19 protein-coding genes are annotated in these 25,973 nt (G+C 40.6%); 9 read left to right on the forward strand and 10 right to left on the reverse strand.

Features of this window, described 5'->3' with window-relative positions; all coding sequences use genetic code 11:
* Window positions 1–31: 31 nt before the first annotated feature.
* Window positions 32–3,070 (reverse strand): sensor domain-containing protein, encoded by a 3,039-nt coding sequence (locus tag H6G83_RS06370; RefSeq protein WP_190468674.1) that lies wholly within the window; start codon window positions 3,068–3,070, stop codon window positions 32–34.
* A gap of 614 nt (window positions 3,071–3,684) precedes the next feature.
* Here H6G83_RS06370 and H6G83_RS06375 point away from each other — a divergent pair.
* On the forward strand, window positions 3,685–5,400 hold the full coding sequence (locus H6G83_RS06375) for a serine/threonine-protein kinase (protein ID WP_190468677.1): 1,716 nt from the start codon (window positions 3,685–3,687) through the stop codon (window positions 5,398–5,400).
* Window positions 5,401–5,583: 183 nt separating this feature from the next.
* Here the strand turns inward: H6G83_RS06375 and H6G83_RS06380 are convergent, their stop codons facing one another.
* Together H6G83_RS06380 and H6G83_RS06385 are read right to left on the reverse strand one after the other, a co-directional pair.
* Window positions 5,584–5,883, reverse strand: coding sequence for a 30S ribosomal protein PSRP-3 (locus H6G83_RS06380; protein WP_011320561.1), 300 nt, complete (start codon window positions 5,881–5,883; stop codon window positions 5,584–5,586).
* Between the two features lie 820 nt (window positions 5,884–6,703).
* Window positions 6,704–7,078, reverse strand: a complete 375-nt coding sequence (locus H6G83_RS06385) for a DUF4870 domain-containing protein (protein WP_190468680.1) — start codon at window positions 7,076–7,078, stop codon at window positions 6,704–6,706.
* A 488-nt stretch (window positions 7,079–7,566) separates the two neighbouring features.
* Between H6G83_RS06385 and H6G83_RS06390 the strand changes: the two genes are divergently transcribed.
* A complete protein-coding gene (locus H6G83_RS06390; RefSeq protein ID WP_190468681.1) occupies window positions 7,567–7,827 on the forward strand; it encodes a hypothetical protein in 261 nt (86 codons plus the stop codon).
* A gap of 93 nt (window positions 7,828–7,920) precedes the next feature.
* Here H6G83_RS06390 and H6G83_RS06395 read toward each other — a convergent pair whose 3' ends face one another.
* The 4 genes from H6G83_RS06395 to H6G83_RS06405 form a co-directional block, all read right to left on the reverse strand.
* Window positions 7,921–8,223: an S-layer protein gene (locus H6G83_RS06395; protein ID WP_190468684.1), complete on the reverse strand. Its 303-nt coding sequence runs from the start codon at window positions 8,221–8,223 to the stop codon at window positions 7,921–7,923.
* Between the two features lie 656 nt (window positions 8,224–8,879).
* Window positions 8,880–9,896 carry a hypothetical protein gene (locus H6G83_RS06400; RefSeq protein ID WP_190468689.1) on the reverse strand — a complete coding sequence of 339 codons (1,017 nt, stop codon included), beginning with the start codon at window positions 9,894–9,896 and terminating at the stop codon, window positions 8,880–8,882.
* A 71-nt stretch (window positions 9,897–9,967) separates the two neighbouring features.
* Window positions 9,968–10,126 carry a hypothetical protein gene (locus tag H6G83_RS36500; RefSeq protein ID WP_452038993.1) on the reverse strand — a complete coding sequence of 53 codons (159 nt, stop codon included), beginning with the start codon at window positions 10,124–10,126 and terminating at the stop codon, window positions 9,968–9,970.
* Window positions 10,123–10,611, reverse strand: a complete 489-nt coding sequence (locus H6G83_RS06405; protein WP_452038994.1) for a hypothetical protein — start codon at window positions 10,609–10,611, stop codon at window positions 10,123–10,125. The genes H6G83_RS36500 and H6G83_RS06405 overlap by 4 nt, the downstream gene beginning before the upstream one ends.
* Window positions 10,612–11,565: 954 nt before the next feature.
* On the opposite strand from H6G83_RS06405, the gene H6G83_RS06410 reads away from it, so the two are divergent.
* Both H6G83_RS06410 and H6G83_RS06415 read left to right on the forward strand, forming a co-directional pair.
* Window positions 11,566–11,712, forward strand: a complete 147-nt coding sequence (locus tag H6G83_RS06410) for a hypothetical protein (protein ID WP_190468692.1) — start codon at window positions 11,566–11,568, stop codon at window positions 11,710–11,712.
* Window positions 11,713–11,893: 181 nt separating this feature from the next.
* Complete coding sequence (locus H6G83_RS06415; RefSeq protein ID WP_190468695.1) at window positions 11,894–13,888, forward strand: P-type ATPase; 1,995 nt, start codon at window positions 11,894–11,896, stop codon at window positions 13,886–13,888.
* A gap of 994 nt (window positions 13,889–14,882) precedes the next feature.
* Here H6G83_RS06415 and H6G83_RS06420 read toward each other — a convergent pair.
* Window positions 14,883–15,191, reverse strand: coding sequence for a DUF5132 domain-containing protein (locus H6G83_RS06420; protein WP_190468697.1), 309 nt, complete (start codon window positions 15,189–15,191; stop codon window positions 14,883–14,885).
* 1,216 nt (window positions 15,192–16,407) lie between these two features.
* Between H6G83_RS06420 and H6G83_RS06425 the strand changes: the two genes are divergently transcribed.
* Genes H6G83_RS06425 through H6G83_RS06435 form a run of 3 tightly spaced genes read left to right on the forward strand, consistent with a single transcriptional unit; the run spans window position 16,408 to window position 18,655 of the window.
* The gene (locus tag H6G83_RS06425; RefSeq protein ID WP_190468699.1) at window positions 16,408–17,157 is read left to right on the forward strand and encodes a DUF1345 domain-containing protein; all 750 of its coding nucleotides are present in this window, start codon (window positions 16,408–16,410) and stop codon (window positions 17,155–17,157) included.
* Between the two features lie 48 nt (window positions 17,158–17,205).
* A complete protein-coding gene (locus H6G83_RS06430; protein WP_190468704.1) occupies window positions 17,206–17,871 on the forward strand; it encodes a DUF1345 domain-containing protein in 666 nt (221 codons plus the stop codon).
* A gap of 58 nt (window positions 17,872–17,929) precedes the next feature.
* On the forward strand, window positions 17,930–18,655 hold the full coding sequence (locus H6G83_RS06435; protein ID WP_190468707.1) for a manganese efflux pump: 726 nt from the start codon (window positions 17,930–17,932) through the stop codon (window positions 18,653–18,655).
* 194 nt (window positions 18,656–18,849) lie between these two features.
* Here H6G83_RS06435 and H6G83_RS06440 read toward each other — a convergent pair whose 3' ends face one another.
* On the reverse strand, window positions 18,850–19,113 hold the full coding sequence (locus H6G83_RS06440) for a hypothetical protein (protein ID WP_190468710.1): 264 nt from the start codon (window positions 19,111–19,113) through the stop codon (window positions 18,850–18,852).
* A 506-nt stretch (window positions 19,114–19,619) separates the two neighbouring features.
* Entirely contained in the window at window positions 19,620–20,936 is a 1,317-nt protein-coding gene (locus H6G83_RS06445; RefSeq protein ID WP_190468713.1) for a ParB/RepB/Spo0J family partition protein, read from the reverse strand.
* Between the two features lie 1,040 nt (window positions 20,937–21,976).
* Between H6G83_RS06445 and H6G83_RS06450 the strand changes: the two genes are divergently transcribed.
* Together H6G83_RS06450 and H6G83_RS06455 are read left to right on the forward strand one after the other, a co-directional pair.
* Window positions 21,977–24,295 (forward strand): heavy metal translocating P-type ATPase, encoded by a 2,319-nt coding sequence (locus tag H6G83_RS06450; protein WP_199328343.1) that lies wholly within the window; start codon window positions 21,977–21,979, stop codon window positions 24,293–24,295.
* Between the two features lie 337 nt (window positions 24,296–24,632).
* Complete coding sequence (locus H6G83_RS06455) at window positions 24,633–25,937, forward strand: formylglycine-generating enzyme family protein (protein WP_190468717.1); 1,305 nt, start codon at window positions 24,633–24,635, stop codon at window positions 25,935–25,937.
* The last annotated feature ends 36 nt before the right edge of the window (window positions 25,938–25,973 follow it).

Raw genomic sequence — 25,973 nt, forward strand, 5'->3', positions numbered from 1 at the left:
ATCTCCCCCATCTCCCCTCACTCCCCACTCCCTACTCCCCATTTCCCAGCAACAAGCTAATTTTGTCGCTACTCAAAGCTCTGGAAAATAAGTATCCTTGGGCTTGGTCGCATTTTAATAACCTGAGTTGTACTAACTGGTTGACTGTTTCCACTCCTTCAGCTACTACACTCATTCCCAAGTTACTGGCTAAAGTGACGATCGCACGAACAATAGCCAGTTGTTCACCGTCGCTATCAATGCGATTTGTAAAAGACCTGTCAATTTTTAACACATCAATGGGGAAACAGTGTAAATAAGCCAAAGATGAATAACCTGTGCCAAAGTCATCGATACATAAGCTAATCCCTAATGCTTTTAATTGTTGCAGAATATTCGCTGCTTGTTCAGGGCTGGACATAATGGCACTTTCTGTAATTTCCAGTTTGATACTGCTAGGGTCAAGCTCATGTTCTTGCAAGAGTTGCTGAATCTCTTCCACTAAACAGCGTTGAGAAAACTGTCTACCAGACAGATTGATATTCATACTCAAATGCTGGAGCTGAGGAAATTCTTTGTGCCATCGTTTTAACTGTTGGCAAGATTCGCTTAAGACAAATTGACCAATTTGAATAATCAGTCCTGTCTCTTCTGCTACAGGTATAAACTCTGCTGGTGAAATGAAACCTTTTTCTGGGTGCTGCCAGCGAATTAGGGCTTCAAATCCAGTAATTTTACTAGTAGCAACTGAAACAATTGGTTGGTAAAAGACTTGCAATTCTTGTCTAGCGATCGCCCAACGCAAATCAGTCTCCAATTTCAATAAAGCTACAGCGCGGTCATACATAGCTGGGTTGAATACTATGTGCCAAGCTTTACCTTGTTCTTTAGCACTGTAAAGAGCCGTATCCGCATCTCGCAGCACATCGGCCGCTTGAACATATTTATTTGTACCTAAAGCAATGCCAATACTGGCAGTTGTAAACACTTCATACCCACTCAAGCTAAAGGGTAATTTCAGTACTTGATGTATTTTCTCGGCTATACGGGTGGCATCATCAATAGATTTCACCTGTGAAAGCAATATGGTAAACTCGTCCCCACCTAAACGTGCAAAGGTATCTTCTGGCTGCAAACAATCATGCAGACGTTGGGCAAAACTTACTAGTAGTTGATCGCCCACTAAGTGACCTAAACTATCATTAACAACTTTAAAACGATCAAGATCCAGAAATAGTACGGCAAATAACTCGTCTGGGTTCTCCTGAGTTTTGGCGATCGCTTGCATCAGCCGATCCATAAATAGAACTCGGTTAGGTAGTCCTGTTAGATCATCATAGAAAGCATGATGAACTAACTTTTCTTCCATGTTCTTCCGCTCAGTAATATCGCTAGCAATACCTTCAATGCGGATCGCTTTACCAAGAGTATCGTAAATTACATGACTGCTATTACAAAGCCAACGTACCTGTCCATCGGGACGGATAATGCGGTATTCTAGTTCTTGGCTACCACCCAAAAGCAAGGGTTCAATTGATTGCTTCACCCGTTGTTTGTCTTCTGGATGAATCACCTCAAACCATAAGTTGGGATTATCGTGAAATTCATCAACCGAACGACCATACATTTGCACAACTGCACAATTAAGATACAGAGTCTCAAAAGTATCTGCTGCTATTGACCAAACGACAACTTCTAAAGAATCTAAAATGTCGTCTAAGCGTTTTTTGCTTTCCTGTAAAGCCGCTTCTGCTTGTTTACGTTCACTAATGTCAGTAGCCATTCCTAACGCACCAACATATTTTCCTTGTTCATCCAGCAACGGCGCACAGGAAAGAATCACCCATAAATCAGAACCATCTCGGCGACGGAATTTAAAGTCGTGTTTCTCATGAATGCCTTGGCGACGGCGTGCCACGTACTTTTGGGTAAGTTCCAACCCTTCATTATCCATAAAGGAAAACAAGTTTGCCCCCTGCATTTCCTCAACTGTGTAACCCAACATTGCCGCCATCTGTTGGTTGACGAAGGTAGTTTGATTCTCTTGATCAATTACCCATATTCCCTCAGATGCAGTTTCTACAATCCGGCGATACTCTTTTTCTTGTTCTTGTAGTTTTTCCTGCGCTTGTAACTGTTGAGTAATATCATTTTGAACGCCGATAAAATGGGTTAACTGTCTATCGAAATCAAACACAGGCACAATGTATAGTTCATTCCAAAATGGTGTGCCGTCTTTACGAAAATTTTTGACGATGATATGACATTCTCTCTTGTCTCGCAGAGCAGAACGCAACTCTTCCAGACATGGTTGGTTGGTTTCATCACCTTGTAAGAAGCGACAGTTTTTTCCCATCACTTCGTCAGCCGAATAGCCAGTTATCTCTTCAAAGCCACGATTGACGTAAATAATAGGATGATTGGGTTGATTGGCATCTGTCAACACAATCCCATTACTAGTTGCTGCTAGCGCCCGTTCGATTAAATGAAAAGATGCAGGTAAGCGCGGGCGTAGGCGTAGCCCGTCGTAGACATCGCCTGTCTCAAAAGTTAAATTCTCAGGTTTTAATTCTTTGTCGCTCTCTTCTTTTGCTTCTGTGATTGTTCTCAAAACAGTATTTACAGATGTAAATACCAGCAATGCTGCTAAAGAATTTTTATAATTAACTAGTTTACCAGAAATTTTAGCTAAAAAAATTTCTTGTGCGCTATTTTTTATTTCTATCGCTAATTCGCTTACCAAATCCCCAGTTTGTAGCCTATTTTTTAACTCATTCCATGAATTTGAATTAGCTATAAGTTGGCAAATTAGGTTGTTGGTTGCTGAATTTTCTACAAGCTTATTCTTCAATAAAATTTCCTGGTTATCACAAGAAATCACTACTACAGGAAATGGGTTGACTTCAACTAATAAATCAACCATTTCTTGCAAATTAAGTAGGGAATTATCATAAGACTGTAAGTCCTGTATTAATTGGGCTTTTCCCGTATCGTAAGCACAGCAACAATCTTCTGTTGGCTGGGAAGAGCCTTCCTTTTTCTTCTGAAGATGCACCTGATTTTCGTACACTTTACCACGGGTAAAAACCATTGTCAGACTTTATATAAATTGCTGAGAAAATTTCACTAAAAATCCCACCTTTTCAAAAAGCTCTGACACTTTAGCCAACAGTGCCTGTACACTTTTACACCATTATAGGGAATAACTGTATAAATTTTGCTTTTCACAGTAAAAACTGTTAAGTGTTTTTATTGATAGACAACTGTGAGTATCTATGGTTAATCAAAAACCATGCAGTTTTCCGGCGTTAATTATACAGTACTTACTCAACACTGATTGTTAATTGTCAAAGCAAATTATTAAACTATCATTAAACTCTACCTCCTTTGATAGATGGTGTCATATTTTTTACTGAATCTTTATATATTATGTAATATAACTTAAATAAAACCAAACTGCATATAACAGCCGATCTTTGTCAAGGCGCTATTAATAGCGTCAAGACTTAGCAGGACGTACCCGTATGGGTTTCCCACCCACTGGAAACCACCCGTAAGCAAGCGTAGCAAAGTATTTCTTATATCTGTCGAGATGGGTAGCAAAGAGTATGTAGAGAGTCTTTGTCTATGCAGTCCCCAGTTCAGGCGCTTGGTGCAAGATATTTGTATACCCTTGTGCTATTTTATAATACATTTAAGCGCTTTATGGATATATTGAAGCTCATACAAAAACGTTATCGGTTGCTCAACTTGATGAGTCAGGGAGGATGCTTCACCTATCTCGCCATTGATGAAGGTCAATCTCCGCCAGTTACTTGTGTGGTGCAACAATTAGATAATTTTACCTGGGAACAAAAAGCTAAATCCCTCAAGGAAATCAGCCAACATCCACAGCTACCTACTTTGTTAGACTATTTTTCAGAAAACGATCGCTATTATTTAGTGCAAGAATTTATTGCTGGCACTAGTTTGGCACAGGTGGTAGAGGAAGAAGGAGCATTTAATGAAACTCAAATTTGGCAGCTGCTCACTAATTTATTGCCAGTCATCAAATTTATCAGCGATCGCCAGATGATCCACGGCGATATTCAACCCCAAAATATTATCAGACCATTGCCACCAGACCCAAGAAATTTTGTTTTAGTAGATTTTGCCAATGTAAAAATTGGTTCAGAAATTAACAAATTAACAATTGGCAGTCCTGAATATGCTGCACCAGAACAACTAAAAGGTCAAGCAGTATTTGCCAGCGACCTTTATAGCTTGGGTGTTACCTGCATTTATTTACTTACCCAAATATCGCCTTTTGATTTATTTGATATTACTAATGATTGCTGGGTGTGGCAACAATACCTAACAACTAGGATAAGCGATCGCCTCAGCAGAATACTCGACAAACTTTTACAAAAATCCCTTCTTCCACGCTTCCAATTAGCCGATGAAGTCATGCTAGCAATGGGTATAGAAGCCACAATACCAAATTATCCATCCGCCGCTTGCCCGTGGAAATGCCTGCATACCCTTACAGGAAATTCTAGCAATACCCTAGCCATTAGTCCCGACGGTAACACAATGGCTAGTAGTGGTGATGACAAAATCATCAAATTATGGGATTTAAACCAGCTAACAGTAGTTAACAGCGTCATAGCACATTCTCAGGCTGTCACATCAGTAGCTTTTAGCCCCAGACAAGAACTATTAGCTACAGCTAGCGACGATAAAAGCATCAAGTTATGGCATCTGCCTACACTACAGGAGCTTTTTACCTTAGAGGGACATTCACAAGCCGTTAAATCAGTCAGTTTTAGCCCTGATGGAGAAATTCTTGCCAGTGGAAGTTGGGACAAGCAAGTTAAACTTTGGGATATCAGCACTGGTCAAGAAATTTTTAGCCTGAAAGCACATCAGTTGCAAATAAGTGCAGTCGCCTTTAGTCCCCAAGGACAGATTTTAGCTAGCGCCAGTTTTGACAGAACAATTCGCCTATGGCAAATCACCCGAATGCAAAATCGCCCCAGATGTACCTTAATGGCAACCCTTGGGGGACATACAAGGGCGGTTCTGGCGATCGCTTTTAGTGGAGATGGTAAAATCCTAGCCACAGGCAGCGATGACAATACTATGAGATTGTGGGATGTCAAGACCGGACAGCTAATTGGTACAGTTTTAGGCCATTCTTGGTCTGTAGCCGCAGTGGCTTTCACCCCCAATAACGAAACGCTCATTAGTGCCAGTTGGGACAAGACAATCAAGTTGTGGAAGGTAAGCACTACCGAGGAAATTGCCACTCTTGCCAGTCATTTAGATTCAGTTTGTGCTGTTGCTGTTAACCCTGTTGCCCAACTCATAGCTAGTGGCAGCAGGGACAAGACCATCAAATTGTGGAAACTGGCAATATCAAGTTCGTCTGAACACTTATGATATCTTGGGGCTGGTAATTGGTAATGGCAGAAAACAATTACCTATTTTGCAAAGTCCCCAGGGAGGCTTCCTCCCATCGGAACTTTGTTAGAAAACCTATTACCGACCAAAGCAACCATATTATAAGTAATTAGCCGAACTTGATATAACACAGCAGCGCAGGTTGTAGTAGTTTTGATTAAATCAAGCGCTACCTGTAAAGGTAACTTCAGGAAATTTTAACTGAGCTTCTGCCATTGGACGATTGCGGCCTTCCTCTTGCCAGTAGTTAATTACCTCTGTTGCCTTATTGAGCAACTCGACGCGATCTAAATCACTGATCCAGTGCTTGGATTCGAGTTCCTTCTTCAATTCTTCCCAAGCGTCATTGCGGGGCCAGAAGAAATACTTAGTCAGAGGACTAGTACCTTTGCCTACCACTTGATCAACAGCCAGAGCAACGTTTTCGTCTAGCCACAGTATTTTCAAAATAAACTTGGACAATCACACCTCCGGCCAATATCCGGGTACTAAATTAACTAAGTTTGCGATCGCTTATTCTAACGCAATATCTCACCACTTGACCAAATAAAACTTTAGGGAGTCGGGGATGAGGGGGAAGGGGGAAAGGGGAAAATAACAACTGTCAACTGTCAACTGTCAACTGTCACCTGTCACCTGTCACCTGTCAACTAACTAATCCTCTTGACTCTCACCGGACTAAAGTCACAGTGATTCAAACTGTTGTAGGACTTACGCAACTGGCATATTTTTTCTGTAGGGTGTGTGACGCTCTTAAAAGATTTGAACGTAGTCATGAGACTTGTAGCGTCACGCACCAACCACCAATTGTGACACTTGCGTAAGTCCTGTGTTGTTCCGAGCAAGTCTAAAGACGTTGCTCAGAACAGTTATCTTCCAAGGAGTGAACCTTGCGGGACAGTCAAACGTCCCCTAGCGTACTTGGCTAAACGCTCCGTGGTTTAGCTGTGACGTTACCTAGTTTCCCTTTCGCGAGTCCGCATTTCACAAGTTAAGAACGCTCCCAATCCTGCTATTATTTGCCAGTGGTATAGGCGACGATGATCACGGCTGACTTACTGTGCGGGAGTTTCACCCCTACTAGGATTGTTCAACGCGCTCTTGGTTATTCCTACTCATGTTGAAACTAAAGCTATTTTACCAAAACTGGTAGGCGCGCATCCTACCAAATAGTTTTCATCCCTGGACTAAAGTCACAGGGTTTTCAACATATCCTTTATAAAAAAGGGATGATTTACATCATCCCTTATGCCAAAACAAACTTTGTATTTTGCTAATGGGATTAAAAAATCCTAAAAATAAACGGATAATGGAAAGGTTCATCGGGTTGGCTCAGACAGTGCAAAATTGCCCAAATTGTCAGTCCCCAGTGCAGCAGAAAACCTAAAGCAACTATTGGGAAAAATAAAATTCCACCGATGCCAAAGGTCAGCCAAGATAAAACTCCAAGCGGTACGCCAATTACAGTAGCCCAGAACCAAACATTAAAGTGAAAATTGATTGATTCTTTGGCATTGCTTTTAACTACTGGGTCATCAGATAATAAATTAATGACAATGGGAACTCCTATAGAAAATAATGCTGTACTAAAGAAAATCGCCCCATGACTCAGAGATGACAGCAATTTGCGTTTATCAGAATCGTATGTTGCTTGCATCCTGGCGGCTCCTCAATTACTTCTTATGTCTAATTTTAATGGTTACATTTTAGGTTTCACATTCGAGCTTACCGTAATTAGCGAGTATTGCGAATTCTTCTGGAGATAGAGTTAATGGGATGGCGATCGCCAAATTTCGGCTATGAGGTTTACCGAACTCCTACTCTGACTTTTCACGTTATGTGGAAAAGCGCTCCGTCAGACCTAAACCCCCAGCCCCCTTCCCTACAAGGGAAGGGGGAGAAATCAAAGCCTCTGGACTTGTAGGAACGAAAAGTCTCTTGCGAGGCTTCCTCCGTTGGCGCAGCCCGCCGCAGGCATCAGAACTTTTCAAGAGAGAGAGGAATGGAAGTGAGGTCTTCTAGATGCCGTGAGTCAGGATTAGCTTGGCATAAAAATGGCAATACAGAGATATCTTCACTAACATCAAGTTATGCTATGTAGGTATCTTGCATTTACTAAAAACTTTTGCAAAAAGGTAGTAAATTATGGGTCGCATAAATCCCTATACGCTGCAAATGCAGATTACCCGAATGTTTGAGCAAGGTCAGTCATTTTTTGCTACTACGAAAGTGCAAGAATGGTTGAAAGAACGTAATCACAATCCTCTGGATTATGACATCATTTTTCACCAAAAACCTGCACCTCCTGGTTCTAAGGAAGTAATAGCCATAGAAATTGAATTGCGCCGTAAGGATGGACAGCCTGTAGATCCTTGGTTGCAAGAACAAGCTAACCTCCATGCTTGAGGCGATCGCAAAGGCGGGCCGATAGCCTCACAAGGGCTAGAGCCTGCACCCCACCGCATTAATTAGCTCGCCCCACCGGAGCGCGATCGCCATTTAATTTTCTGGTTTTGATTGCTGTTGACCTTCGGTTGGTTTTAATTTAGGAAATAATTTTGGTGGTGTTGCTTGTCTGAATGCTCCGCAATAGTGCATTGTCATTACTGCTTTAAAAGCCCAATGATTTTCAGGTACATCACTAAAAGGATTAGGCAAGGTTTCTGCTCTATTTTGAATACAAGCCTCAATCACTGGTGTTGATTTTTCTGGCTCCTGATTGGTACGCTCTTGTGCATTCACACCAGTAAATATCCCAGTAATAGCTATTACTATCGCGGTTGCTAAAGTTTGATGTTTCATAATTTTTATGATTATTTTAACGTGAGTTCGACCAGCGTTGTTTTGACCTCACCCCCAACCCCTCTCCTACAAGGAGAGGGGTTGGGGGTGAGGTTTTTCGTTTCTCCTCCCTCTCCTCGTAGGAGAGGGAGGTTGGGAGGGAGAGGTTCATCGAACTCACGTTATTTTAGGCTGTGCCTTGAGGAAATGAAAAAACTGAGACATTGACACTCCTCGCTCTAAAGAGACGTTCGCGTTAGCGTCCCGGAGGGAGGATTCTTGCTTCATCCGTCCTCTCTAGAAATCTGAATACCAGTATTCAAATTTCTCCGTTTGGATACGTCCACAAGCTCACACGGACTGCCCGACCGCGTTTGAAAAGGTTTTTAATTTCTGTGTTTACTCCCACATTTGTACAAGATGCGCGGATTTATACTACCAGGGTTCCGGATCAGGAGCAGTCCGCTTGACCTACTTCGTCTTTTATTTGTGCGCTTTACCGCTATCAGTTATACTACCACAAAAGCCGCCCTAGAAGGGCGGGGCTTTAAACCCAGTTTTTCGGTAAAAGAGTTTTAACTCTGTCACCTGTCCCCTGCTATACCCAAAAATTTTAGCGATCGCTCTTTAATTCTGTCAGTCGCTGGTTAAAATAACAGTTGCAGGATAGGCAAATCTCACCCTGTTGATTCCGTTGTCGGCGGATGGATTAACTGCTTTTCTGCTTCGCCTCCAGCTTCTACAGGATCTACGGTTTTTGTATTAGGATGCCACTGTGTTCTTCTACCGACAACTACACCAATTTTTCTGCCAACTTCTTTGCCTTTTGGCCCCAGGACTGTGACCCCAATCACTCCACCGATAACTGCTGTACCAGTTTCGCCTAAGAAATTACAAGTTGTATTACCTAACCAACTTGCTTGTTGCTGTTGAGAGGATAATTCTACATTTTCAACTGGTAAAAAATCTGTTTGAGCGCTTTGATTTGCTTGTCGCACTGCATATTCGCCAACCTGCGCTCCCACATTAAAACCAACAATACCACCTACATGAGTACCAACAATCGCGCCTGCTGGTCCCATCGCTATCCCTGCTACAACTGCGCCAACTGTTCCCCCTACCGTTTCACCTACTGTAGCTCCTATTAAACTACCGCCAAATTCCTGCATCTTGGCTTTGGATTCAGCAGAGGGAATATTTTCTATCGTTTCGGATACCTTCTGAGCCACAGCTTGTCCGGCTTGGCAGGTAATGCTGCTAATTGCTTCACCCACACCAACAGTTGTTTGTGCTACCATTTTGCCTGTGAGGAAAGCAGCACCGCCGATCGCTTCACCGACATGGTTGGCTGTTGTAGACAGATGAGCTAAACCTGGAGGTGCGACGCTCTCAAGCACTTCGCTCACATTAGCAGCAGTTGTCAATGCTGTTCTGCCAGTCTGATATGCCATATCATTCATCACTTCTGCCATACCAGATGTAGCTTCACTCACAGCTTTTCCTGCTTGCGATGCAGTATCTTTGATAGCTTGTCCTATACCATTAGCGATCGCCGCAAAAAAACCTATATTAGAAGCTTGTTGCGTCGAAGTTGTAGCTAACTGAATACTAGAAGATTGGGTCTCAATTTCGATGACCTCTGCTGCGAGTGCAACATCTGAGGATTGATCTGTGATTGTAGCTTTATTTGACATGAAGATGACCTCAATAAAATAGGGGACTGGGGATTGGGGAATTTTCTTCTGCCTTGCTCCCCTGTTCCCTGTTAAGGATGGAAGTAAAATGCTGTGCCTACAACAGCATAGGTAATGAGAAGCAAAGCTCCTTCTAACCAATTAGATTGCCCATCAGTGCTGATGGAATTGGTAATTAAAACTGCGATCGCCACAGCTAAAACTTCAAAGGCGTTGAAGTCTAAATTCATAGATTGCCAATCGTTTCCGGTTGCAAACCTGTGGAAGTGAAGTCAATGGCTGTTGGAGAAAGCAGCACTACTAACGCTAAATTTAAGGAAGAGGCGTTAATCCGCGCAACTGTTGGTTGAAAGCTTTGCTCTTTAAAGCGTAATCCGCCTAAAAGCATTGCTGCTCCCAATGCTAAGAGCAGATTAGCAACAATTGTACCTGTAATACTGGCTTTGACTACATCTACAAGCCCGGCTTTCAATGCCACAATGGCAATGATCAACTCTGTAGCATTACCAAAAGTAGAGTTAAGCAAACCCCCTAAAGATGGGCCGATAACTTCTGCGATCGCCTCTGTAGCATCAGCAATAAATGCTGCTAAAGGAACGATTGCCAAGCCTGAAGCAATAAAAACAATTATCGAGGGGAATTTTAACCATTCTGCTATAAATGTAATTGGCAAAAACACCAACATCCCTAGCAGAATTACTTGTTTTTGAGTCATTGTTGAGACTCCTCAATCAAAAAGTTGTCTCCTACAAACCCTACGGTATACACACAAATTATTCTATTTTTACCCTGCGCTAGAAGCCAGGAAATTTATTATGAATCATTTAACCTTTGTATTATGAATTACCAATATTTTATCAGGTTTAACGAAATATCGGTTCTCATCTCATAATAAACAGATTAAACCCAACCATACTGATAACTAACGGTGGCACATTCCTAGAAAGAATGAGTTCTCTACGCTTATCAGTAATGGTTTATACCTGATTTTTCCAAAACATCTGCGACAAACTGTAAATTACAGTTTTCTTAACAGACTGTGTTTTACAATTCTTAATTGACTGAGATGATAATTTGCCTAAAATAAAAACTACCATATTTAAAATATGCTCATTAAAAAATTCATTATCTTTAACATTTATATAGTAGTCCTATGTGAATTTTGAACAAATTTAGGTATCTGTAGGCCGATGCACAGCCCACCAAAACAATGATAAACTGGGCAGTGCATCGGCCTAAGTATGTTTCAAAAATCAAGTAGGAATCCCATAAATGTTAAAGATAGTTCAAATATTATCGCCAGTCACACACCCTAGAGAAAAAATATGTCAGTTGCGTAAGTCCTAAAATGTTGAGAAACTCCGGGTAATGGATAGCAATGTTAGAAGAATGAAACAGAAGTTAGTTAACTTTACTTCAAAAGATGGAAATCTGTTGTCATAACTAACTCAACAAATCTTAGCAATACAGCTATGATTTGTTGAGTTGCAAGACGTTGTACTTACGAGTCGTTATTTTTGCAAATCGTTAAGTCAGTTATATTTTTTAATATTCTGGTGTAAATTATATCTTTAGGATGCAGCAATTACTTATTTGGAAAGATTAAACATAATAATTTTCTATGTATTCTATAGGGATAAACAGTAATCATTGTAAGGAGCAATTGTTTATGGATACTATATTATTAATTTCAGTTATAGGTTTTATGATTTTACTTGGACTAACATTATTCATTGTTGAAGAGTTTACTGCCGAAAGAAGAGCGATTATGGCTGAATATCGCAGGCGAGGAAATGATTTGCGAACATCTAGCTAAAAATTTTTGCCAAAGTGAATGATCAGCTATAAAAATATATAGTCAACAATCGAGCAGAACGGGTAAAAAGAGATTCTTACGTATTTTTACAACAAAAGCTTCTGACTTGTTTCAGTTGTAGCTTATCATGTTGATTAAGGTGAGATGCAAAACCTTTCATTAAGCTTTTCTTCATGTAATAATGAGCTATCAGATCGTTCACTCTACTTTTGGACGTTATCGTATTCGTATTCCTCAACTTGCTTATGATTCAGATTTTGCTAGGAAACTGCAAGTACTAGTAGAATCACTACCATTTGTAACTGAAGTACGTATAAATATACAAGCAAGTTCACTTATTGTTAACTATCAAGATAATTTTTGCAGCCAAACGGTGCTGGAAAAGATTGTCAGTTGTATACAGACGGTAGACTGTGTAGAAATCTCTTTGAAAGAGCCTTTACCTGAAGGACAAGACCTAATACCGGAAGTTAATCAATGGAAGGATTTAGGCTTTCCCGCCCTCAGCTTGACTTTGGCGATGCTAGCCACTCCTTTAGAGTTACCAGCTTTGATGGTAGTTTTAGCCATTGCTGGAGCCGCCACACCTTGGTTTAACCGTGCGTTTGATAGTGTATACAATCAACGTCAACCCAACATTGATTTACTCGACTCAGCATGGATGACGATGCAAACTGTCCAAGGTCAATTTATCGCACCAGCACTGAAGACGGTTTTGGTAGAAATGAGGCGAACTCTAAGGGGAAACACAAACCAAACAAGAGAACAACAGTCTTTGAATGTGTTGAATGACCTAGATCAATATGTTTGGATAGAGTCAGAGGGAGAACAACATATTCATATCAGCAATTTACAGGAAGGCGATCGCCTACTGGTAAAATCAGGCGAAATGATTTTAGCTGATGGGGTCGTTGTTTCTGGTTATGGTTTAGTTGATACCCAAAATTTGACGGGTAACTCTACACCTGTTGTTTGTTCAGAAGGTAAAGATGTCTACGCCTCTACAGTCTTGTTGGAAGGGCGCTTATGTATCCTCGTCAAAAGAACTGGACTGAATACCCGCGCTGGTTTAGCTGCAATTCTCAATGACTTAGCACCTGTGCATGATACAAAAATTGGCGCAGCCCAAGCAGAGTTTGTCACAAACGCCATCCTACCAACTCTGGCTTTAGGTGGCACAATCTATCTAATGACAGGAAGTATTGGCGCGGCTATCTCCCCCTACCAATTTGATTTCGGGAGCGGTGTTCCCATTTCGCTGTCAACAAAAGTCCTGCAAGCATTAACCTATGCTGTGCTACAGGGAATTTATATTCGCAGTGGTGGCATTTTGGAAGCACTATCGCAAATCAATGCTATAGTCTTTGATCTTAATGTATTGGCTATAGATGCTCCAGAGACAATGGAAGCTCTTGCTATTCTCCAGAGCCAAAACATAGAGATTTACGTAGTTGCAGATGCTCCGGGATCAATCGCCATTGATCAGGCAATTAGCTTAGGAATTAATCCCCATCATGTCTGTGCAGAAGCGCCTCTGGGTCAAAAAATTAACTTGATTCAAGGACTACTACACCAAGGTAAGATAGTCGCTTTTATGGCTGATGAGGAAGATGAAGCATTATACTTAGCTCAAGCTCATGTCTCGATTTCTTTTGCTAAGACAAGTCAGCTCCCCGATAAAACAACTGATGTTGTCATTTTAGAAGATGACTTGCGCGGAGTCACCCATGCAATAGCGATCGCTAAACGAGCAATGGAAACAATCTACGAAAACACTGCAACCATAGTGATTCCCAACCTATTAATGCAAATAGGCGGTGGAATGTTGATAGGTGTAAATCCTGTCTACAACGTGATCGTGAATAATAGTACAGCCTTTATAGCTGAGTTTTTCAACGGTTCACGCCCACTGTTTAACAAAAACTTCTTACCTCCGCTCAGAAGCAGTTCTCCTAAAATAGCTCTCAGTCAGGGGAAAATTGTAGAATACAGTTCATCAAATGGTAAAGCTCTCAAACAAAGTGAATTGGCAAAGCGGTTAGGCGTATCATCTCAGTCTCTCACCAGCAAAAGACAAAAGCCTGAGTTTTCTATATGGACTCAGGCTAGAGACCCCGAAGGAATAGCATGGGATTTTGATCCCACATCCAAGTCTTATCGACACGCACTCGCTTGAAGTTTTGTCGGACTCTCATGAAGACATGCGTTTGCTGTTTGCTGAGTTACGAACATCCGGGCTGACAAGTCAGCCATAATGACTAGCAACAGAAAAGCGAATGGGCCAATAGCAAGGGTAATAGCTAACTTGCGTACATCAAATAACTCTGGATATTTGATCATGGTAAAACATCTCCCATAGAGTGAAAGCTCTTTTTTCTGATATGAAATCAGCCTCTTACGGGCGCGATGAACGCTCCCGCAAAATATAGAAGAAACACAACTATTCCCTGTGTTCTCCTTTCTATCACCTGTCACCTGTCACCCTCCGGGTATGCCTTCGGCACGCCAAGGGCGAACGCCAGTTCCCAGGGCGCGGGAAACCCCTCCGGGTTCGGCAGTTGCCTGCGGTTCGCGTAAGCGTCTCGGAGAGAGGGAAACCCTCCCGCAGCACTGCACTCACCGCCTACAGGACTGGACTCACCTGTCACCTGTGTTTCTTGAGAGGATAAGCAATATCAAGTCTGCATAATTATTTAATAATTCTGGTAAACCTCACCGCATACTCTCTGCTTCTGCAAAACAGATGACAAAAACGTGGGGAGGGGATTATACTAAGTAACTAAGCAAACTTGACAACATACCAATTCTTAATAATCAGTTCTTCATCACGTAGGCATAAGCTTTATCTACCCAAGCGTTAGCCTAGCCGTAAGCGATGCCGTAGGATCACAAAATTGCCATAATACAATAGATTACTATTTTTGCATGACAAACTAGCCCCACCTTTAAAGATGCAGATATCAACAAGTATTAAGTGATAACACTCAAAGTTATTGGTGAAGACTGAAACCATCAAGTTAAATATATTGTGGCATTGCGCTACTGGGCGACTTTTGACAAAATGTATTTTCAGATGGCTAGTAGATTGGGTAGTAAAGACTGATAGCCTTTTGGTTATCAGTCTGTGGCAAGCATCAGCTATTCACCTTGATACTTTTGCTTGGCAGAAGTTAGCCGATGGTTACCTCACGAGGAGCTTCGCTGGTTCCGTTTCTAGAAGTTGTACGCTCTGCTTTAGCTTCTGCAACTAAATCTTTGAAAGATTCACTTGCTTCAGCGAAACTTGATTGGGCCTGATCAATAGCATCAAAAGTCCAAACTAATCCAGTCTTAGCTGCACTTCTTGCAGATTCAGAAACATTGTTACCTGTTGCTGAGTCAAGAGCGCCGACAATAGGGACTAAAACCAATGCTCCAACCCCAATGACAGCAGCAGTTATAGGTTCAAGACCTAATAAAAGAGCTTCGAGTTCAAACATATTTACTTGACCTCTAAAGTGATAAAAAAACTTGCTTGCTTCAAGCTACAGCTATTTAGATAACCCGCATCTCAAGTTATCAAGGTATGTTACCTCAAATACTGGACAAAAAAGTAGAAACGAATATTTAGTAGCTGCATTGAGCAATGACAAGAAGGCTAGGTAGTGAGAGTGAGAGTAAAAACTGTAGAAAAACAGGTAAGGAAGCTGACTAAAAGTCTTTACCTATTTGATTCTAAGGTAGATACTATCAGGAAAACTACAGTAAAAGAAACAACATTAAGCTTTCGTTACGCAACATAACATATTGAAACCTGTACTTGAAGTTTAGTCAAGTGTTGTAGATTTCATACCTGTACCTCTCTGTGTCTGATGAAATAAATCACAAAAACAGATGTCAGTGATTGAGATATTCTTTTAATAGGAATTGAAAATTTTTGAGGCAGAAAAAAGGCTCAAGCCCATATAAGACCAGGGAAACACACCGAAGGCTCAAAACTGCTTCCAACCCAGATATATCAAGAAACTAGGTAAAATGATGTCAAAATCTTTCTAGGCAAAACGATGTCAAAATCTTTTGGTGTATACCTTTGATGATTTTTTCAGCCTAACTTTTTGTCTAAGTCCCATTCAGTGTTGTCAAGCAGGCACTACGTTAATATTCATTTGCTTTAACTACATAAATGATCAGAAACTAAATTCTTTACATCAATTACTGTTGTGTATATACTACTAAAGGGACTTAGACAAAAAGTAGCCTGAAAAAATCATCAAACATATATAGGTAAAGTTTGGCATAGTTTTGCAAAGTTTTTTTGCTATATCTGGGGTTACAGCATTTTTAAGCCTTCTGTGTATGTTGCTTGCCCTGTATAGTTTTGAGTCTTGTTTCTGTCTCAAAAATGTTTAAATCAAACTAAAATATTTGTTAGCAAAAACTTTTCTGAAGTTGATAAGTGTTTGAATGGTGCTGGTCTTGCAGAGCTATTCAGCTAGGTTCTTGTAGGGAACTGTCAATTTATAGATAAATGACCTAGCGGCATAGAGTGTGCTTACAAAATTTTTATGCGGAAAATACTCGGCTGTTTTCTATATAATTTAGATTGCTTTCTCAACAAAGCTGATTTCCACAAGCTCTGAGGAACTTTAAATTTCTAGCTTGTTCAGGTTGGGTTAAAGCGTCCGATTGCTACTAACCTCAAACCTCTAAAAAACTATGAAACTTGTATCAAGAAGAACTCATGCTGACCAACGTAAAACTCTCCAGTTTCTGCATTTAGTGCAAGCTAAATTAGCCGTTTTACTTAGCTTACTCAGGAACTTAGATTCACGTAGTCGTTTGGGATTATCAATTATGGTGGGGATGGCAGCTTTCACCATCATGCCAGACTCTACGCATATAGATATTCAAATTCTCGCGGCTTGGATATCTGGGGTGCTTTGTTTTTTAATGCTGTTTGTTTTGATGGCAAACAGTGCAACTCCCGAAAAAACTTACTATCTTGCTCAAAGTAAAGAAGCACAACATTCAGTAACATTTTCTTTGGTAATGATTACTGCTTGCACCAGTATATTTGCTATTGGGCTAATGCAGTCAAATAATCAAAACATACCAAGTTCCGTTTTTGTTGTTAAAGTCAGTTTGTCTTTGATAGCGGTACTTTGTTCTTGGTTTTTAACCCATACTGTATTTGCACTCCATTACGCTACCTCCTACTACCGTCAAGACTTAAGCAGTGAGGAAGCAGAATATGCCAAGGGGTTAGACTTTCCAGGTGAGGAAGAGCCTGATTTCTGGGATTTCATGTATTTTTCCTTCACAATTGGGATGACTGCTCAAACCTCTGACGTATCGATTACATCTTTACCAAAACGAAAGTTAGTTTTAGGACACGCCGTAGTTTCGTTTCTCTTCTATATGGTAATTTTAGCTTCCAGCGTTAATGTTGTTTCTGGATTGATTTAGCTTGAGATCACTCAATAGTTTCTACTCAACAATTATTGGAGTCAGGTTATGAATGTTGACTCTTTATTGATCACTTGTAAGAACCTCAGCCCAAAACACCGCACAATCGTGTCTATGTGGTTAGCTGCTGTAGTTTTCTTGCTTACGCCATCTTCCATATTGGAAATACGTGTTCTTTCTGCTTGGAGTGCAGGAATCCTCTGTTTTGTAGTTCTAGCTTGGTTGATGATTTTCAATGCTAGTCCTGAGAAGACTCGTTACCTTTCTCAACGTATAGAAGCGGATCATTTGGCAGTATTTTTACTGGTTGTATGTCTTGCTTTCAGTAGTCTGTTTGCGATCGCCTTCGTATTAGCCAAGCATAAAGATTCCTTTACCCTCTCGGTGGGATTATCGATTCTGGGAATTTTTAGTTCCTGGGTACTGATGCAGACAATGTTTGCATTAAATTATGCGTCATTTTATTACCGCAGCGATGACTTAAGCCATGAAGGAGAACCAATGGGAGGCTTAGAGTTTTCTAATGTAGAACTTCCTTGTTACTTAGATTTTCTCTATTTCACCTTTACTCTTGGTATGACATCTCAAACATCCGATACACAACTTACTTCGTCTGCTATGCGGCGGCTAGCGCTAGGACACACATTGATGTCATTTTTTTTCTACAGTGTAGTTATTGCCTTAACAGTCAGCATCATTTCTGGATTGTTATGAGCTACACCCATTTCCCACACAATAATTTTGTTGCTTGACTTGCATTGGAGGATTAATTATGCACTTTATAACGGCTTTTTTATTAGCTATTGCCGCGAATGTAGATAACTTTGCAGTCGGAATTGCCTATGGTCTCAAGAATATCAAAATAGGTTTATCCACAAATCTCTTTATTGCCTTCATTTCTGCCTTGGGTACTTATCTTGCTACATCAGTTGGTGAAGACATCAGTAAAAGTTTAGATATCCGTGTTGCTAACCTTCTCAGTAGTGCAGTGTTAGTAGGTATTGGAGTTTGGGTAATTAGGCAAACATTAAAAAAACAGCGCAAAAGAACGAGAATGCTTTTAGCAATGGAACGCTTCAAAGTCCCTGTAGAGTCAAAATTTTCTTCATCTGGTTCGAGGACTGCTTTAGAAGAATCTCCAGCCATGATGACTGAGCAGTTCTCGCAAGAAATTATCCGTGAGTTTTCTTATGCAACATATATAGAAAACCCAGCAAAAGCAGACATAGACAAATCTGGTTATATTGATATTCGTGAGTCAATCGCCTTGGCATTTGGTTTAACGTTCAATAATTTAGGTGGTGGGATAGGGGCTGGGATTTCTGAGGTTAACTTAGGTGCTATGACACTTTTTACCTTTGGATTTAGCATTATGGCAATTATGCTCGGATATATCTTGGGTGAGCGCTCTACCACAAGACTATCTAATTTTTGGGCTGGAACTATTTCAGGATCATTGATGATTACCATAGGAATATACGAGTACTTTATCGGCTAAAATAGTGTAGTAAATGCTTAAAGATTAAAAATTCCCGCAATTAAGTATGCTTTACCCAAATTTTTGTAGAGACGGGTATATCCATATCTACACGTCTCTACACAAATTTCTCTCCATAGCCCTATCCATCAAAATTATTGACGACACAAGTAAATTTAATTAATCAGTAACCGCTACGCCATCATTAATTTTTATTAATGATATAACGGTAGCAAATCAATGACATTATTAAAACTTGTAAAATAGTCTCGTAGTGCTTTAGCCGAAGCCCCTGTAAACTCTATCCATTCGTAGTGGGAGAGATTGGATGAAATGTTATCTTCCTGTAATAGATAAGCATTGGGAATGGCAATCAATAAAGATACGCTTTCCTGTTCAGAGTGGGCTGGGCTTTGTAATCTAATAGCGGCAATATAGTTCGTGTTAACCACAATCTCCTCAATTTTTATAAATGCCATGATTTTGGTAGTGCGAAACAACTTGGGCTAAAAACCATGAAACAATGGATTATAGTGTTTAGTAAATTAAAAACCCCTAATTATTTAAGTATGTTTACAGTGATTGTAATCTAAATAAATTATTTATTTTAAAAACCAAGGTTCAGTTATTCCTAACTCAGAGCTAAAAGATACTAATAAGACTTGATCATAACTCTGTAAACAAATATTTTAAAATACTTATAGTAAGTATACTTACATTCTCAAAACTTTTATTACAAGAGCCAGTAGAAGCACAAGACAAGATATTGCATGGCAATTGCCGTGGCAGCCTATTCTGACTTTGTAAACATACTAGTGTCGAAATTTTCTGTGTTCCCAGCTACTTTTGCCTTGAAAAGACAAAATTTATACACCAAGTCCATCTGTTCAGACTGGATGTAAAAGTGTCAGGATATGAGGGTATGAGGTTTTAAAACACCCATACTCTTGTCAGGAGAAAAGAGGGAATTGGAATTGCTTGCCGTTCAGGCTCTCTGGGCTTTTTTCCCTGTGCAGCGTTGCCAACGCAGGATCGCCTCTTTAACTTGTTGAGGATCTTCGTTGCCAGCAAAGCAAATTCGTTTTAGACGTTCACAAGCAATTAGGGCTTCACCATGTCCAAGACAAGGGGTAATCACGAAACTGCCGGGTTTGGTGAAAAAGCTGACTAAATAAGCAACGATACCTTCAACACCCTCAATATCAGGATTCAGGTTTGGTTTAACCAAAGGCTTTTGGGAAAAAATTGCTGTGTAAATATTTCCTATAACTAATTCAAATCTAAAGGGCATCTGAGTGGATTTGCAAAGGTTGTAGATAGATCCCTCACGACACATCACAGCTACAACACGAGCTTCGTTGACTAAATAGTCATGCTTCCAAGAACAACCAGGAGAAGCGATCGCCAATGCCGCATTAGATGGTAATAGTTGAATAAAATCTTCATCGGTGGTATCACCGCAATAAATCATATGTCGGTCGAGCATCCAAACATCGTCAGTCTGGATAGAAATTTCATCACTTTTAACATTTCTTAATGAGTTTTGAGTCGGCTTGCTCAACTCCTTAGCCTCCTTTTGGGCTATGGCGTTTTGCAACGCAATTAACTGGAGTTGTGTCTGTTTCTCTCTGGCCTTTGTTGCTAAGTTTTTTTGCTTCTCCATTTCACCTGTTTTCTTTTGCGCTTTAGCGTCCTTTACCGCTATTTCTGCTTGTTCTGCCTCTTGTCTTTCTTTACTACCCGCTCTAGCTACCTTCAGTAAAGCTGAGGTACTCTTAGCAATTGGTGTGCCTTTAATTTTTTCTTTCACTTCTGGGGCTATATTTCTGGCAATTTGCTTACCATACTGTAAAGTGCGCTCTGTGAAACCTGTTTCTTGCGCCAACTCCAAGGTAGTTTTTGGCGGTGGTGAAATTATTTCACTACCTCTAGCCGTAAACTGGTTGTCCCCCACCTTTGCCCTCATTCCCATCCGTTCCAGAATGCGGTCACGCTCCAACCATAATTCCGACCGTTGAAGAGTATCTAATTCGCTACGAATCAAGTTTTCATCAATTTCTGCCAGACGAGCTTGGTCTTGGTCTTCGCAGGTAATAATGTGACATTCAATTTCTTGGAAACCCATTAACTTACAGGCGGTAAGGCGGTGCAACCCGGCAACTAGATTGAAGTTTTGGTCTAAAGTAATTGGGTTTAACAGTCCATTAGCTTTGATAGATTCCATCAACTCAGCAACTTTCTGGTCGTTGAGAGGTCGTCTGTTAGGCAGAATATTGACACGATGAACATCAAGGTAGGACATAGTACTGTTGCTCTATTGTTGTAAAGTTCTATTGAATTGCCACCATCAAAAATTCAAAAGACGATTTTATAAGTTTTATAAAGTAATTAAGCCAGAATTTTTAGCATATATTTTGACAGACAGCTTTAGCGAATACTCAACCAGAAACCCATCATCAATTTAATTGCATGTACCCCCAACTATAAATATGTACAATAAACTTATGTTAATTATTAATATAAGTTATTGTGAAGAAAAAGGTATCTAAGTACTGTTATTGGCTGGTTATTTACTTTATTTAAGTGCTATGCTGATGGTTAGCTAGTTGAAATATAAATATATCTGCTAACTATTATGATTGGCAAAAGTAGACGTAAATATTTAAAAAAAAATTAAGAATGAAAATTGCCCTCATGAATTGTATTATTTTTGGGAAAACTTATGATTCAGGTAGCAGGATAGCAGAGGGTCAAATGGACGGATTGTCAGGGTTTTTACCCTTGGTACTTGGACTTGGGAATTATCACTGATGAGACGCATATGATATTATGCCGACTTTGTATCCGTAAATAGTATAAGTTGCGATAGTAAACCTTAGCTTTTGAGAAAATACTGAATACACGGTAACTAGAAGCAAGATAATCTTGTCAATAGTTCAGAACCGCATGGTTGAAAGCTCATAAATAAACCCACTGCCAATTATTATTGAGATAACCAGTTAATATTGGTGTCTTTGCTAGATTATAGTTAAAGTGGTTTAAAGACTTTCATTTTCTCAAAATTCACCTAAATCTTGCTAAGGCAACATCTTAATTATGAGCAGGTACTTTTTCATCTAAGTTCTATCTTCAGACAGAACTTAGACTGAGTAGGGTATCTTTGCTCTTTTTCTCAATCTAAAATTGTTTAAATTAACAAAAACTTATATAGCTAATTGGTAATTTAATACCTGGGGAGGAAGTAATTATTCCTAAGATAGATGTAATAAATCGCTGCTCATATGAAAATATTTTTTAAATTCTAAGAATTATTTTTAACCTGACCAATATCAAGGGCAGACAATGATCAAATCACTTGCCGAAAAAGAACATCTAGGCGTAAAAAAGGATGTTGAAGAAATAGATTGCCAAATCATCCATATTACTAGCGGCCGCTTGCGGATGAAAATTCCTCGCTTATCTAGAGACATCAAGTATACCAGCCAATTAAATTTGTTAATTGAATCTTTTGACTTTATCATCAGTGTTCGCATCAACCCAGCCGCAGAATCGTTAATTATCTACTATCAAGAACATCTGGTTTCCAGCACCACAGTACAAGAAAGGGTACTGATGATGGTTAAGCAGGCAGCCATCATGGAAACTCCGTCAGACACTGCCCCAACGGACACAGAATACAAAACAGCGATCGCTTGGGCAATGGAGCGAGTAGGAATGCCCGTTTTTAGTTTGGGATTAGCAGTTATGGCTCAACAATTGCTACCTGTTCCGCCTTTATTAGTAGCAGGAGTAGTAGCTGTTGCCGCCATTCCCTTTATCCAACGCACGGTTGATATGATGATGGAAGAACGGCGTTTAGATGCTGATATTCTGGATATCCTCTGGATGAGCCTTTATACAATCAAAGGTGACTTTGTGGGGCCAGCGTTAATGGTCAGCTTGATCGAGTCAGGGGATGTACTAAGAGATGCTACCGCCCGTGCTAATGAACAACAAATGTTGGAATTGCTGCAAGGAGTAGATAAGTACGTCAGGATAGAAAGGGATGGGCAAGAAGAACTGATTCAATTAAGTGAAGTTAAACAAGGCGATCGCGTAGTTGTTTATGCAGGTGAGACCATACCTGTAAGCGGTCGAGTCTTAAGGGGTACTGCCCTCATCGACGAACACAAGCTCACAGGAGAATCTAAGCTAGTATCTCGCTCCGAGGGGCAAGTTGTTCATGCTTCTACCCTGCTATTACAAGGCAAGATTTGTATCCTCACAAAACGGATTGGTCAAAACACTCGCCTCGGTTTGGCAGTACAGTTGATGCAGGCCGCACCAGTACATGATACTCGCGTGGAAGATTACGCCTCTAAACTCGCCAATGCCTTGATTGCGCCTACCCTAGTATTAAGTGGATTGATTTTCGCCCTGACCAGGGACGTATCGAGGGCGCTTGCTCCCCTACACCTTGACTTTGGACATGCCATTCGCATCGCCGTGCCTACAACAGCCCTAGCAGCCGTTACCTATGCCGCACGTCAGGGAATTTACATCCGCAGTGGTCGCGCATTGGAAATGCTCGCAAGGATAGATACTGTCGTCTTCGACAAAACTGGCACATTAACTCAAGGAAATGCCGCAGTCGTGGAGGTGAAAACAGCAGATGAGGAAATCTCGCCCCAGGAAATCCTAGAACTTGCCGCTTCTGCTGAACAAGGTAACTCTCACCCCGTAGCTAGTGCGATTATTCGCTATGCCGAAGAAAATAGCGTGGTCATGAAACCTTCCACAACCAAGGATTATCGCGTTGGTTTGGGGATTGTTGCCCTGATTGAGGATGACAAAGTTTTAGTGGGTAGCGAATTGCTCTTGCGACAAGAAGGAATTAATTTAGATGCTCTCCACAATAAATATCCAGATTTAAAGACAAGCACCTACTCGCTGGTTTACGTGGCTAAGAATAATCAACCACTGGGAGTTATTTTGTTCACTGACCCCCTACGCCCAGAAAGTATGGAAGTTGTTAATTCTTTACATTGTCAAGGGAGAACAACATATATCCTCACTGGAGATAATCAGCGTGTAGCAAATCATGTCGGTAGTAAATTGGGGATCAGTCCGGAGCGTACTTACGCACAAGTTTTTCCTGACAAAAAAGTTGAAGTTATCTGTAGCATCAAAGATAAAGGGCAGAAGGTAGCGTTTATTGGTGAAGGTATTAACGATGTTGCTGCCCTGGCTCATGCCGATGTATCTATATCTTTTCTTGATGGTAGTGATATTGCCAGAGAAACTGCTGATGTGGTACTGTTAGAAAACGATTTGCGGGGCATTACCCATGCCATTGCCATTGCTAAACGAGCAATGGAAATTATTTATCAAAATACTGCGATCGCCGCAGTTCCTAATCTTAGTGTTGTCCTAGCAGGAGTGATATTCGCTTTAGATCCAGTACTAGGGGTCATTATCAGCAATGGTTCAGCTCTACTAGCAGAACTAAACAGCTTTCGTCCTCTATTTGAACAAGAAAAAAACTCCAACTCCTATGACTCCAACTCCCATGTAGTGGTAGACGAATCCTTAATATCCACGTTCGCAAACACTCAGGAAGTCATCAATTCTCATAACACCAAGCAACAAACAACTGCTATTCCTAATTTCTTGCGTATTTAAAACGCAAAATGAATAAAAATTTTTATCTTGGCTGCTAGTACCAAATGGTTGTAACGATGCACTTAATCATTATTCCTGAGTCTTACATCCTCCCAAAACATCGGGGGAAAGGTAGGGGAGAGAATTAAGCTCAACTTTATAGAAAGATGGTATCAGTAAGTCAATCAATATTGAGGAGTTTTAGATTGACTGCACACCGCAAGAGGTGTGCAGCTTCGATGATTTAAAGCCAGCGATTTTAAATGTGTGTTGGTAACAAGCGATATTGCATGAACCAACAACCTCAATCTAAAATTGGCACAGTCAAAGGTTTAACTTAGGTCAAGAGGTTATATTCATGCCTCGCTGCCCCGTCTGCCAAAGTAAGTATGTTCACAATCAGGACAGTTATTGTCCTTGTTGTAATTGGCATTTTCCACCCTATCCACTTCCCCTAACGTGGATTCCCGAAATTATCCAAAAAGAAGATATCAGACTGGCTTGGGCGAAGAAAATGTGGTCACTCTTGCAATCAGCCCAAGAGAAGTTAAAGCAAGCACAGATACAGCTTGAGCAAGCAAATCAACGTGCATCACAGATGAGTTTGCAGCTTGAACAAAGCTATCAAGAACAGTCTGCTCTTAGCGAAACTTTGCAAAAACAAGAAGCCAAACTCACACTATTACAAGAGCAATTCCAGCAATCTAGTAAAGAAATGGCACAACTGCGAACAGAACTAGATGGTATCAAACAACAGCACCCGCAAAATCAGCCGACAATAGAACCTAACTTGCCAATACAAACATTGTCCATATCAGACAACTTACAAGAGTTTAGTTTTGAAGTTGTCACCCTAAACAACATGGGACAACCAATTAACTGCTCTATCAATAAAGCACAATATTTTCCAGAACATCTAGGAAATAGTATCTTTCTCGATATGGTTTACATCCCAGGCGGAACATTCTTGATGGGATCTCCTGAGAATGAATTAGGCCGAGAAAGCAATGAAAGCCCCCAACACCCAGTTACCCTCCCATCTTTCTACATCAGCAGATTTCCCATTACTCAAACTCAGTGGAAGAAAGTTGCGGATCTGCCCCAAATCAACAGATATCTTAACCCAGAACTCTCCAATTTCCAACATCCAGACCTTCCCGTCGAACAAGTCTGCTGGTATGATGCTGTAGAGTTCTGTGAAAGGCTTTCCCAACTGACAAATCATCGTTATCAATTACCTAGTGAAGCACAATGGGAATTTGCCTGTCGCGCAGGAACTACAACCCCCTTCCACTTTGGTGAAACCATAACCTCTCACCTCGCTAATTATGACGGTAGCTACATTTACGATTCGGAAACAGAAGGGTTATATCGGCAAAAAACTACCCCTGTTGGTAGTTTCCAACTAGCTAATGCTTTTGGACTATCCGACTTGCACGGCAATGTCTGGGAATGGTGCGCTGATTCTTGGCATGAAAACTATCAAAATGCGCCTGCTGATGGCAGTGTTTGGCAGTTGGATGAGTCTAATAACTGTCGTGTATTACGAGGCGGTGCTTGGTACTGTCTCCCTACTCTTTGCCGTTCAGCCCAGCGCCATTGGGACAAGGCAGACCATGCAGGTAGCGGCACTGGTTTTCGAGTAGTTTATCTTGTTATCTAAGATAATGATGATGTAATTGTTAATTTTTCCTAAAAT

The organism is Anabaena azotica FACHB-119 (genome assembly GCF_014697625.1).
GTDB lineage: Bacteria > Cyanobacteriota > Cyanobacteriia > Cyanobacteriales > Nostocaceae > Trichormus > Trichormus azoticus_A.